We start from the raw sequence: 10,125 nt of genomic DNA on the forward strand, positions 1-10,125 counted from the left end.
ATGGCCAGCCCTAGCCAGGCCGATGCTGATCCGACCATCCAGCTGGCCGACGAGATCATGGCTCGCGTTGAGGATATTCGGCTGCCAACGGGGGCGCTGGACAATGAAGGACTGCCGGTCACTGTCTCTGCCCGCGAGCTGCTGGTCCAGGCCGACGAAAACATCAAGGCTGCCCAGCAGGATGCCCGAGGATTAGCCGCTGCCGCCGCCTGCTTCCTGCAGCGTGGTTTAGACTGAGCTCAATCTGCCACCACAATGAGAAGAAACCATCATGAAATGGCTTCCGCTGCTAATGCTCCCGCTCATGGTGTCCGGGTGCGCTACGACCGGTAAATATGAGAAGGTTCTACAAAGCTGGGTTGGCTCTAGTGAGCTGGATTTGGTGCGAAGCTGGGGGCCGCCGCAGCAAACATATGAAGCAAGTGACAGGAAATTTCTGATCTACTCGAGTAGCAATGACATGTATCTGCCAGGTAGTGCGCCTACGTACCAGACCACGGTCGTGGGCAACACCGCATACACCAACTCGTATGGCGGAACCCCCGCTATGAATATTCAGCTGTCCTGCACCACTACATTTGAGATCACCGCCGATGTCATTACCAGCTGGCAGTGGCGGGGTAACAATTGCGTATCCAGGTAGCTAAATAGTTGGGAAACCGTCTACTTCCGACCCATAGGCTTGCCCCATCCACAAAGGAGCAAGCCTATGCGTTTCGAATGCATCAAGGCTGTCGTTCAGGCAGCTGTACCACACTTTCTGACCCTTCTCTTGTCCGCGCCCCATCGCTGGGCGCCGCAGTAGGAGGCCGTTGATATGTTGACCGCACAACGCCTGCGCGAACTCCTGCACTACGACCCCATCACTGGCATTTTCACTAACATCGCTCCGCGCAAGAAGGTGGTGGTGGGCAGTGTTGCTGGATCAGGTGCGCTATTACCAGAGCGAAGCTGGGGGGCGCTGCGTCTCTCCCGGCCTGGTCAAGGGGATAGCCACGGTGACGGTGAGTTATCAGTGAAATTTGTCAAATGTCACTGGCAAGTTTAATAGGGCGATAGGCATGGATGGAGGAAGGCACTTGCCTGTCGTAGACACCGCCGCCAGCAGGCTAGCGTGACCATTGCGGCATAGCTTTTCGCAAGCTTGCAGTAACGGGTTGCCAGGCGGCGATGCTCCTTCAGCCAGCCGAACAGCCGCTCGATAACGTTCCGTTCCCTGTAACCGCTTCGTCCTGTTTTCTGCCACATCGGCACGAGACGAGGTGGTCGAACGTATCTATTGCGTTCGGCGCGTCGCCGGCTAGGCGTTGCAACGACGGCCCAGGCCATCACCATCGCCATTGGCAACGGGGATCTGGAGCGCTGAGCAGGCAAGCAGGGCTGCTGAGTCGCTTTCAGGCTTCGATGGAGGAATGATGGCCGGTAATCAGCCACTGCTGTTCGATCCGCTCGAAGGTGAAGAGAAAGCGGGCGGGCACGATCCGCTGCTCGCCCGCCTCGCGGAATACGAACGTGTACTGGCCGCCGACGACCACGGTGCCCAGCTTGCGGCTGACGCGTTTCTTGAAGAAGCGGATGTCGCAGACCAGCCCTTCGTTGGCGAAGAAACTTTCGAAATAACTGCGCCGGCTATCGTCGCAGTCGCGGACCTCGTTGGACAGGGTCGGTACAAGGATCGCGTCCGGGGCGTAAAGCGCCAGGACTTTGTCCACATCCCGCGAGGCCACGGTGGCAGCCCATCGATAGAGCGCAGCCTTGGCGCCTGCCAGGCAGGCCAGTTCGACGTCGGCGTAGGGCTGAGTGTTGGCTGAGGTTTGGGCTTCATTCATGGCGGATACCTGCACAGGCGGAAAGCGGTGGTCTATTTTTAATTTATGTTACGTTATAACGAAATTATTCAGGACGCCATCCCATGTTTTCAATGCTCGAACAGGTAGCAGCAGGCCCCCGCTTTGTCGGCCATATCGGCCGTCGAAGCGGCTTTTACAACGTCATCCAGGCCGATCACGTTGTGGGGAGCGGGGTGAAGGCATGAGTAGCGTCATCATTCGCAACGCTCGCCTGGTCAACGAAGGGGCGGTCGAGGATGCCGATGTACTGGTCGTCCACGGCCGGATCGAAAAGATCGGCCGCAGTATCGAAGGCATCAATGCATCCACTGAAATCGATGCCTGTGGCCAGTGGCTCGTGCCCGGCATGATCGATGATCAAGTGCATTTCCGCGAGCCTGGCGCTGCGCACAAGGGGACGATCGCCAGTGAATCGCGCGCAGCGGTCGCCGGAGGCATTACCAGTTTCATGGACATGCCCAACACCAGCCCACCCACCCTGGACCTTGCCGCGCTGCAGGAGAAAAAAGCGCGCGCCGCCGCGACCTCCGTTGCCAACTACGGTTTTCACTTCGGGGTAAGCAAGGACAACCTCGATATCGTGGCATCGCTCGATCCAGGTTCCGTGGCGGGGGTGAAGGTGTTCATGGGGGCATCCACCGGGGACATGCTGGTGGATGACCCGAGAACCCTCGAACGGCTGTTCGCCAACGTGCCGACGATCCTGTTGGCGCATTGCGAGCACACGCCGTCGATCCTGGCCAACGAGGCGCGACTGCGCGAGCGATACGGTGATTTCATCCCACCGGCCATGCACCCACTCATTCGGGACGCTGCCGCGTGCCTACGTTCCTCGACACTGGCCGTTCAACTTGCCAGGCAATTCGGCACCCGCTTGCACGTGCTGCACCTGACCACAGCACAGGAACTGCAACTGTTCGAACCTGGCCCCGTGGCAGGGAAGCGGATCACCGCGGAAGTGTGCGTGCATCATCTGCTGTTCGATGACCGCGACTATGCAAGCCTCGGGCACCTGATCAAATGCAACCCCGCCATCAAGACCCGGGCAGACCGCGATGCCCTGCGCCAGGCGCTGCAGTGCGACCGTATCGATGTCATCGGGACCGATCATGCACCGCACACACTGACGCAGAAGCAACGCTCCTACGCGTTGGCGCCCGCTGGATTGCCGCTGGTCCAGCATGCATTACCGGCACTGTTGGAGTTGGTCGAGGAGGGCGTGCTGTCGGTTGCCCAACTGGTGCGCAAGACCAGTCACTCGGTCGCTGACCTGTTCGCAATCCAGGGCAGGGGATATTTGCGCGAAGGCTACTGGGCAGACCTGGTCTTGATCGAACGCCTGCCCGAGCCTCGGGCCGTCACCCTCGATCCGGTGCTGGCCCACTGTCAGTGGACGCCGTTCATCCAGCATCGGTTTCATCATCGGGTGACCACCACCCTGGTGTCCGGTCAGCTTGCCTGGCATGGCGGCCGGGTGGTCGACAGCTGCCAGGGGTTGCCGTTGGTGTTCCACTCGCAACGGTCTGGTTGAGGTTGCACAAGGGACGGTCTTCCTCGAGGGCGCGAACATGGGCGAAGCCCGTGCCATACAGCTCGGTGTCCTCTTCGCGGGTAATTCAGATAAAAAATGCTTCTAAATCAATTAAGTATTCAAAGTTCTATAGAAAGTAGTTGAAGATTGGATCTTGCAATGGCAAAGGATGCGCTGTGACGGGGTGATTGCGAGATGGGAATGATTTGCGTTAATGTTATGTTATTACGTAATCGGAGACTCCCATGCAAGTACTGTCGTCACTCAAGCAAGCCAAGCGCCGTCATCGTGATTGCCAGGTAGTCAAACGCCGCGGAAGGATCTATGTGATCTGCAAATCCAATCCTCGTTTCAAGGCGCGACAGGGAGGAGTGAAGAAGAAGCGGGGCTAGCCGATGGGCCGCCCGTTTTGGCCCTGCAAACCGCATCATGCGTGATCGACTCAGACCCTGTGGGTCGCGATGGGCTGCAAAGCAGCCCCAATGCCGCTCGGCGGGCAGGCATTGGGGCCACCGTCACGCCGCACGGCGCAGCGCCTCGACCAGCGCCGCCTTGCGCATGGTCGAGCGTCCGGCGATGTTCTGCTTGCGCGCCCGGTCCATCAGCTCGGCCTTGCTCATGTCCTCCAGGCGCTGGCCGGGCCGTGGCACGCCGCGGCGGGTGGCGGCGGCGCGCTTGGCCGAGGACTCACGAGCCTTCTCCTTGGCCTGCGGGCTTTTCTTCTGCCCGGAGCCGCCCTTGCGCTCGCCACCGCCGGACTGCTTGTTGACCGTCGCCCAGGCCCGCGCCTCGGCTTCGTCCTTGGGCACGCCCTTGGCCTCGTAGCTTTCCTCGATGTGCTCGGCCTTGCGTTTTTGCTTGTCGGTGTACTTGTCTTTGTCTCCACGTGGCATGGTCGTTCTCCTTCGGTTCAATGGGGCTGCCAGATGCCGTCGTTGCGCTCGCAGTCGGTGCGGGCCTGAGCCAGGCTCGGGGTGTCGTAGTAGTAGGTGATGACCCGGGCGTCCTTGGGCACCGCCGGGTGGGTCGGGGGCTGGTCGCGACCGATGGATTTCGGGTTGGCCAGCGATTCCTGGGTCAAGGGCGCGATGCAACTGCCGACGCTGCCATCGGCGCAGCGCGAAACCGGGTGCTTGCGGGTATTGACCATCTCCTTGCTCTCGTTGCTGCACGACCAGGCGATGGCCTCGGCGGGCATGTCGCTGAAGCTGTAGCAGGTGCGCCGCTCCACGGGCGTCACCGCATCGCTGGAGGAGCGGGTGAAGACCTCGCAGGCCTCGGCCAGCACCTGGGTGCTGACCAGGCTGCCCAGCATCAGCAGCAGAACGGGAAAACGCATGGCACACCTCCTGGCCTCGCGGCCGTCGTCAGGTCTTGCGCAATGTCGCTTTGCCGCGCCGGCGCATGGCCTTGGCGCGCTTTTCCAGCACCAGGTAGACCAGCACCGCCAGCAACAGCGGAATCAGGTAGTACAACGTGCGGTAACCCAGCAACGCGGCCACCAGGCTGCCCTGGCCGAGCTGGCCGTGGAGCAGGGCGAGGAACACCGCCTCCAGCACCCCGAGCCCGGCGGGAATGTGCGCCACCACCCCGGCCACGCAACTGATCAGCAGGATGCCCAGGATCGATGGGAAGAACAGCTCTTGGGGCAGCAGCCAGTGGATCAACGCCGCCATCAGCGCCCAGTTGCTCGCGCCCAAGGTCACCTGGCAGAGCGCCAGGCGCAGCGACGGCAGGGTGATTTCATGCGCGCGCAAGCGCCAGGTGCGCCGCTTGGCGAAACCGCAGGCCAGCAGGTAGCCCAGCGCCACGGCCAGCAACAGGAAACCGATGAGTTGCAGGCCGACGACGCCCACCGCCCAGTCGTCCGGAAGCTTGACCAGGCGCAGGGCGAACACCGTGCCCGCCAGCAGCATGTAGCCGACCCAGTTGGTCAACAGCCCCAGGGTCAGGATCCGCGTGATGGTCGGCGTGTCCAGGCCCAGGCGGCTGTACAGCCGGTAGCGCAGGGCCACGCCGCCGACCCAGGTGGTGAAGTTGAGGTTGAAGGCATAGCAGACGAACGCCACCGGCAATACCTGGCGCACGGGCAAATGGTGGCCGGTATAGGCACGGCCGAGCAGGTCGTAGCTGGCGAACACCAGGTAGCTGGCCAGGGCCAGGGCCAGGCCCACCGCCAGAGTCGCGGGCTTGTAGGCCAGCAGCGACTGGCGCACTTCGCTCCAGTCCAGGTTGCGCGCCAGCATGTACAGCAGCGCCGGCACCAGCACCAGGAACGCCAGGGTGAGCAGGCGCTTGCCCCAGGTCTGCCATGGTTTTCGCTCCATCAGGTCTTGCCCTCGTGGTAGGTGGACTCGTCTTCCTGGGTCGGGCGCAGCGATTGCAGTTCCTGGCGATGGGCCGGGAACCAGCCGGCGATCCGCGGGAAATGGCGGATGATGTGGAAGCACAGGAAGATCAGCGGCGCCCGCCACCAGTAGCCACGGATCATCCGCTCCAGGGTGACCGCCCTGCATTGCTGGCTGGCCAGTTCGCTCAGGCGCCGATACAGCTGCTGGTTGAACGCGCGGTCGCGGATCAGCAGGTTGGCCTCCAGGTTGAATGACAGGCTCAACGGGTCGAGGTTGCTCGAACCCACCGTGGCCCACTCTTCGTCCACCAGCGCGACCTTGCCGTGCAAGGGGCGCTGGCAATATTCGTGGATGCGCACGCCGTCGCGCAGCAGGTAGTTGTACAGCAATCGCGACAGGGCCCTGACCCAGCGCATGTCTGGCTGCCCCTGGAGGATCAAGGTCACCTCCACGCCCCGTCGGGCGGCATTGCGCAGTTCGCGCATCAACCGGTAGCCGGGGAAGAAGTAGGCGTTGGCCACCAGGATGCGCCGGCGCGCCAGGCGAAAGCCCTCCAGGTAATAGGCCTCGATGTCGTTGCGATGACGGCCGTTGTCGCGTTCGGCCAACACGGCGCTGGCCTGGCCGCAGGGCTGGGTGACCGGGCGCACCTGGCTCGGCGGCTGCAGTACTGGCGCCAACAGGCGGCGGCTGGAGGCATGCAACTGGGCGACCACCGGGCCGGTGACTTCCACGGCATAGTCCTGCTTGGCCATCGGGCCATAGTCGCCGAGGTGGTCGGCGCTGTAGTTGATGCCGCCGATGAATGCCCGCTTGCCGTCGATCACCACGATCTTGCGGTGCAGGCGGCGGAACAGGTTGGTGCGCATGCCCGCCAGGCGCGGGTGCGGGTCGAAGGCATGGAAGCGGATGCCGACCTCGGTCATGGCCGAGACGAAGCTATCCGGCAGGTCGGCGGTGCCGTAGCCGTCGGCGGCCACCTCGACCCGTACACCTCGCCGGGCGGCATCGATCAGCACCTGCTGCAGCTGTTGGCCGACCTTGTCGTCGTAGATGATGAAGGTTTCCAGCAGGATCTCTTCCCGCGCCTGGGCCATGGCCTCGAACACGCGCGGGTAGTACTGCTCGCCGTTGATCAGCAGCTCGACATGGTTGCCATCCACCCAGGGTCTGTTCACAGGCTCACCTCTGCCGCCAAGGGCGCATGGTCGGAGAGGTGCGACCAGGGGTACTTGGACAGGACCTGGGCCGCGCACGGCATGGCGTTGCGCAGGTAGATGCGGTCCAGGCGCAGTAGCGGCAGGCGCGACGGGAAGCTGCGCGCCGGTGTGCCGAAGTGTTCCCCGAAGGCTTCCACCAGGCGCTGGGACAGCACTGCATCGGCCTTCAGCCGCCAGTCGTTGAAGTCACCGGCGACGATCACCGGGGCCTTGGGCGGCAGGCTGTCGAGCAGCTCCAGCAGCAGGCGTACCTGGCTCTGCCGGTGGGCCTCGCGCAAGCCCAGGTGCACGCAGACGGCATGCACTTGCTCGTGCCCGGGCACCTCCAGCCGGCAATGCAACAGGCCGCGCTGCTCGTTGCCTTGGATCGACACGTCGAGATTGTGGTGCTCGGCGATGGGAAACTTCGACAGCAGGGCATTGCCGTGGTCGCCGTGGGGGTACACGGCGTTGCGCCCATAGGCGAACTGCGGCCACATGCTGTCGGCGAGGAACTCGTACTGGGGGGTGGCCGGCCAGGCCGGATGGCGCAGGGCGTGTTCCTGGTGGCTACCGTGTACCTCCTGGAGAAACACCAGGTCGGCGCCGGTGGCACGCACCGCCTCGCGCAGCTCGGGCAGGATGAAGCGTCGGTTGAACAGGGTGAAGCCCTTATGCACGTTGATGGTCAGCACGTTCAGCCGATGCACGGCGGTGACCCGGTCGATGATGCAGCGGGGGGCGGGCAGGGTCTTGTTCACAGCTCGACCTCCGGTTCCACGCCCGGCTCGGTGAGCAGCTCGCCGTCCAGCTTGAGCCTTTCCAGCAAGCGCCGGGCGTCGTAGGGCGCGTGGACTTTCTGGTCGTTGTCGAAATAGCAGTAGACGTCCCGCGAGGCCCGCTTGCGCGGGGCGCGCTGGACGACCAGCTGGGCATCGTCGGGCTGTCCGCCCCGGCTCCAGGCTTCGATGCGCGCCTGCCAGCGGCGCAGGGCACGGGCGGTATAGCCGCTACTGTAGAGCTCGACGTCGCCGTGCAGGCGCAGGTAGACGAAATCGGCCGTCACATCCTCGACATAGGGCCACTTGCCTGCACTGTCGGCCACCACCAGGGCGACGTTGTGGCGGCGCAACAGCTCGACGAAGGCCGTACAACAGAAGCTGTCGTGGCGGATCTCCACGGCATGGCGCAGGGCCCCGTCACCCTTGAGCGCGGTGGCGCCGTTGCCCTTCAGCTGTTCGCTGCACTGCTCGGCGCAAGCCCGTGCGGCCTTGCGCCGGTGCGGCAGCAACTCGAGGAAATGGCTGAAGCTCGCCTCGTCGTACCTGAGGCTCGGCGGAAACTGCCAGAGGATCGGCCCCAACTTGTCGCCCAGCAGCAGCGGCCCGGAGGCGAAGAAGTTGGCCAGCGGCTGCTCGATCTCCTTGAGCCGTCGCACATGGGTGATGTAGCGCGGCGCCTTGACCGAGAAGACGAAGCCCTCGGGTGTCTGGTCGTGCCAATTGCGGTAGCGCTCGGGTGTTTGCAGGGCGTAGAACGAGCCGTTGATCTCGATACTGTTGACCGCCCGCGAGGCGAACGCCAGTTCGTCGTCCTGGCGCAGGCCGGTGGGGTAGAAATCCTTGCGCCAGGGGCCATAGCGCCAACCGGAAATGCCAATGCGGATCTCGCTCACGGTGCCTTCCTTCGCTCGTGGAGGATATCGCCCGCGTCCTGGAAAACCTGGCCACGGATGCGGGCAGCTCTTGAATGTGCGACTGGGCAGGCGTGGCCAGGTTCAGCAGGATTGACGAGTGGCCTTTCGGTCGTGGCTTGGGGTTGAGCTGCAAAGCAGCCCCTGGGTTTCAACCACGGCGCTCACAATTGGAACTTTGCCGTGGCCTGTCTCTCCACCGGATGCCGGGGCCGCGAAACCGCGCCTCGTCAGCCAGAGGAGAACCTGCGATGAAGACCGACGACGCTTTCGACGAACTGCACGAACTGCCCGGTACGACCCAGCCGCAGCCGATCGACGACGAGCCGGAGGTCCTGCCGGACGACCCCGACCTGCAAGGCCTGCCCGGCGAGGACAAGCTGCCGGGCTGAGGCCCAGGCAGCGCGGGAGGACCGCCAACATGAAATTCGACCGCTTCGCCCAATGGCTGGCCAACTGGTCCGGCCGCCCGCTGACCTTCGCCATCGCCCTCGTAGTGATCCTGGCCTGGGGCGTGAGCGGGCCGTTGTTCGACTTCAATGACACCTGGCAACTGGTGATCAACACCTCGACCACCATCGTCACCTTCCTCATGGTGTTCCTGATCCAGAACACCCAGAACCGCGACAACGACGAACTGCACATCAAGATCGACGAGCTGCTGCGCACCACCCGCAAGGCGCACAAGGCCTTGCTCGACCTGGAAGACATGGACCCGGCCCAGCTGCATGCACTGCGCAAGCAGTACCAGCGCCTGGGCGAGCAGGGCGAGCGAAACGATGCGGCCCACCCGCCTCGCGATGGCGAAGCGGGCTGAAGGCCAGCCCGTTCCACTGGAATGATCTGCCAACCCTGGAGGCACGCATGGCCAGACACATCATCCATTACACCGGCCCGATCAACTCATCCACCTGCGGCAACCTGATCAACACCTGTTCCCGTGCCCTGCAGCAGGGCGCCGAGGTGCTGCAGGTCAACATCGCCACCATGGGCGGGGAGTGCAGCTACGGTTTCACCCTGTACAACTTCCTGCGCTCGCTGCCGGTGCCGGTGCACACCCACAACCTGGGCACGGTGGAGTCCATGGGCAACATCCTGTTCCTGGCCGGCGAGCGCCGTACCGCCTGCGCCATGAGCAAGTTCCTGTTCCATCCGTTCCACTGGACCCTGCATGGCTCGGTGGACCATGCCCGGATGGCCGAATACGCCATGAGCCTGGACTACGACCTGCAGCTCTACGCGCAGATCGTCGCCGAGCGCACCGAGGGCGCCACCGAGGTGCTCGACGTGCCCCGCTACCTGATGGCCTATCCGCGTATCCTCGGGGCCAAGGAAGCGTTGCAGAGCGGGATGATCCATGCCATCGACGAGATGCCGATCGCAGCGGATGCCTGCCAGTGGAGCGTGCATGCCTAGGGGCCTCGGGAGTTCATTCTCGGGCCGCGCCCATCGCATCCTGTGCCTTGGGCTCGCGAACTCGGAGTCGCTTGTGGGTTTTCTT

General features: G+C 63.5%; 14 protein-coding genes and 1 pseudogene. 7 read left to right on the forward strand and 8 right to left on the reverse strand.

Going from position 1 to position 10,125, the window contains the following annotated elements:
* The gene (locus NJF35_RS05180; RefSeq protein WP_253080520.1) at positions 1 to 237 is read left to right on the forward strand and encodes a hypothetical protein; all 237 of its coding nucleotides are present in this window, start codon (positions 1 to 3) and stop codon (positions 235 to 237) included.
* A 580-nt stretch (positions 238 to 817) separates the two neighbouring features.
* Positions 818 to 1,048, forward strand: coding sequence for a hypothetical protein (locus tag NJF35_RS05185; protein ID WP_225787734.1), 231 nt, complete (start codon positions 818 to 820; stop codon positions 1,046 to 1,048).
* Here the strand turns inward: NJF35_RS05185 and NJF35_RS05190 are convergent.
* Together NJF35_RS05190 and NJF35_RS05195 are read right to left on the reverse strand one after the other, a co-directional pair.
* Positions 1,045 to 1,221 (reverse strand): annotated as a pseudogene (locus NJF35_RS05190) (transposase); the annotation flags it as partial. The gene NJF35_RS05185 and the pseudogene NJF35_RS05190 overlap by 4 nt on opposite strands.
* A 173-nt stretch (positions 1,222 to 1,394) precedes the next feature.
* Positions 1,395 to 1,829 carry a nuclear transport factor 2 family protein gene (locus NJF35_RS05195; protein WP_253090760.1) on the reverse strand — a complete coding sequence of 145 codons (435 nt, stop codon included), beginning with the start codon at positions 1,827 to 1,829 and terminating at the stop codon, positions 1,395 to 1,397.
* 202 nt (positions 1,830 to 2,031) lie between these two features.
* Here NJF35_RS05195 and NJF35_RS05200 point away from each other — a divergent pair, with 202 nt between their 5' ends.
* Both NJF35_RS05200 and ykgO read left to right on the forward strand, forming a co-directional pair.
* Positions 2,032 to 3,381, forward strand: coding sequence for a dihydroorotase (locus NJF35_RS05200; protein ID WP_225787736.1), 1,350 nt, complete (start codon positions 2,032 to 2,034; stop codon positions 3,379 to 3,381).
* 245 nt (positions 3,382 to 3,626) lie between these two features.
* The gene (gene ykgO / locus NJF35_RS05205; protein ID WP_023632134.1) at positions 3,627 to 3,773 is read left to right on the forward strand and encodes a type B 50S ribosomal protein L36; all 147 of its coding nucleotides are present in this window, start codon (positions 3,627 to 3,629) and stop codon (positions 3,771 to 3,773) included.
* Positions 3,774 to 3,896: 123 nt separating this feature from the next.
* On the opposite strand, the gene NJF35_RS05210 is transcribed toward ykgO, so the two are convergent.
* Genes NJF35_RS05210 through NJF35_RS05235 form a run of 6 tightly spaced genes read right to left on the reverse strand, consistent with a single transcriptional unit; the run spans position 3,897 to position 8,606 of the window.
* The gene (locus NJF35_RS05210; RefSeq protein ID WP_225787737.1) at positions 3,897 to 4,274 is read right to left on the reverse strand and encodes a termination factor Rho; all 378 of its coding nucleotides are present in this window, start codon (positions 4,272 to 4,274) and stop codon (positions 3,897 to 3,899) included.
* 17 nt (positions 4,275 to 4,291) lie between these two features.
* On the reverse strand, positions 4,292 to 4,720 hold the full coding sequence (locus tag NJF35_RS05215) for a hypothetical protein (RefSeq protein ID WP_253080522.1): 429 nt from the start codon (positions 4,718 to 4,720) through the stop codon (positions 4,292 to 4,294).
* A gap of 28 nt (positions 4,721 to 4,748) precedes the next feature.
* Positions 4,749 to 5,708 carry a lysylphosphatidylglycerol synthase domain-containing protein gene (locus NJF35_RS05220; protein ID WP_253090761.1) on the reverse strand — a complete coding sequence of 320 codons (960 nt, stop codon included), beginning with the start codon at positions 5,706 to 5,708 and terminating at the stop codon, positions 4,749 to 4,751.
* Positions 5,708 to 6,910, reverse strand: a complete 1,203-nt coding sequence (gene clsB, locus NJF35_RS05225; protein ID WP_253090762.1) for a cardiolipin synthase ClsB — start codon at positions 6,908 to 6,910, stop codon at positions 5,708 to 5,710. The genes NJF35_RS05220 and clsB overlap by 1 nt, the downstream gene beginning before the upstream one ends.
* Positions 6,907 to 7,692, reverse strand: coding sequence for an endonuclease/exonuclease/phosphatase family protein (locus NJF35_RS05230; protein WP_253090763.1), 786 nt, complete (start codon positions 7,690 to 7,692; stop codon positions 6,907 to 6,909). Before NJF35_RS05230 ends, clsB begins: the two co-directional genes overlap by 4 nt.
* Positions 7,689 to 8,606 carry a DUF72 domain-containing protein gene (locus NJF35_RS05235; protein ID WP_253090764.1) on the reverse strand — a complete coding sequence of 306 codons (918 nt, stop codon included), beginning with the start codon at positions 8,604 to 8,606 and terminating at the stop codon, positions 7,689 to 7,691. Before NJF35_RS05235 ends, NJF35_RS05230 begins: the two co-directional genes overlap by 4 nt.
* A gap of 269 nt (positions 8,607 to 8,875) precedes the next feature.
* On the opposite strand from NJF35_RS05235, the gene NJF35_RS05240 reads away from it, so the two are divergent.
* The 3 genes from NJF35_RS05240 to NJF35_RS05250 are packed head-to-tail and all read left to right on the forward strand — an operon-like array spanning position 8,876 to position 10,040.
* Positions 8,876 to 9,016 (forward strand): hypothetical protein, encoded by a 141-nt coding sequence (locus NJF35_RS05240; RefSeq protein WP_225787743.1) that lies wholly within the window; start codon positions 8,876 to 8,878, stop codon positions 9,014 to 9,016.
* Positions 9,017 to 9,045: 29 nt separating this feature from the next.
* The gene (locus NJF35_RS05245; RefSeq protein ID WP_253090765.1) at positions 9,046 to 9,441 is read left to right on the forward strand and encodes a low affinity iron permease family protein; all 396 of its coding nucleotides are present in this window, start codon (positions 9,046 to 9,048) and stop codon (positions 9,439 to 9,441) included.
* Between the two features lie 47 nt (positions 9,442 to 9,488).
* Positions 9,489 to 10,040 carry an ATP-dependent Clp protease proteolytic subunit gene (locus NJF35_RS05250; RefSeq protein WP_253090766.1) on the forward strand — a complete coding sequence of 184 codons (552 nt, stop codon included), beginning with the start codon at positions 9,489 to 9,491 and terminating at the stop codon, positions 10,038 to 10,040.
* Positions 10,041 to 10,125 lie beyond the last annotated feature (85 nt).

Source organism: Pseudomonas guariconensis, assembly GCF_024127895.1.
Taxonomy (GTDB): Bacteria; Pseudomonadota; Gammaproteobacteria; order Pseudomonadales; family Pseudomonadaceae; genus Aquipseudomonas; species Aquipseudomonas guariconensis_B.

Excerpts from the sequence above, each read along its gene's own strand:
- NJF35_RS05180 (WP_253080520.1), top strand. The coding sequence starts at position 1 with ATGGCCAGCCCTAGCCAGGCCGATGCTGATCCGACCATCCAGCTGGCC.
- NJF35_RS05185 (WP_225787734.1), top strand. The coding sequence starts at position 818 with ATGTTGACCGCACAACGCCTGCGCGAACTCCTGCACTACGACCCCATC.
- NJF35_RS05195 (WP_253090760.1), bottom strand. The coding sequence starts at position 1,829 with ATGAATGAAGCCCAAACCTCAGCCAACACTCAGCCCTACGCCGACGTC.
- NJF35_RS05200 (WP_225787736.1), top strand. The coding sequence starts at position 2,032 with ATGAGTAGCGTCATCATTCGCAACGCTCGCCTGGTCAACGAAGGGGCG.
- ykgO (WP_023632134.1), top strand. The coding sequence starts at position 3,627 with ATGCAAGTACTGTCGTCACTCAAGCAAGCCAAGCGCCGTCATCGTGAT.
- NJF35_RS05210 (WP_225787737.1), bottom strand. The coding sequence starts at position 4,274 with ATGCCACGTGGAGACAAAGACAAGTACACCGACAAGCAAAAACGCAAG.
- NJF35_RS05215 (WP_253080522.1), bottom strand. The coding sequence starts at position 4,720 with ATGCGTTTTCCCGTTCTGCTGCTGATGCTGGGCAGCCTGGTCAGCACC.
- NJF35_RS05220 (WP_253090761.1), bottom strand. The coding sequence starts at position 5,708 with ATGGAGCGAAAACCATGGCAGACCTGGGGCAAGCGCCTGCTCACCCTG.
- NJF35_RS05240 (WP_225787743.1), top strand. The coding sequence starts at position 8,876 with ATGAAGACCGACGACGCTTTCGACGAACTGCACGAACTGCCCGGTACG.
- NJF35_RS05245 (WP_253090765.1), top strand. The coding sequence starts at position 9,046 with ATGAAATTCGACCGCTTCGCCCAATGGCTGGCCAACTGGTCCGGCCGC.
- NJF35_RS05250 (WP_253090766.1), top strand. The coding sequence starts at position 9,489 with ATGGCCAGACACATCATCCATTACACCGGCCCGATCAACTCATCCACC.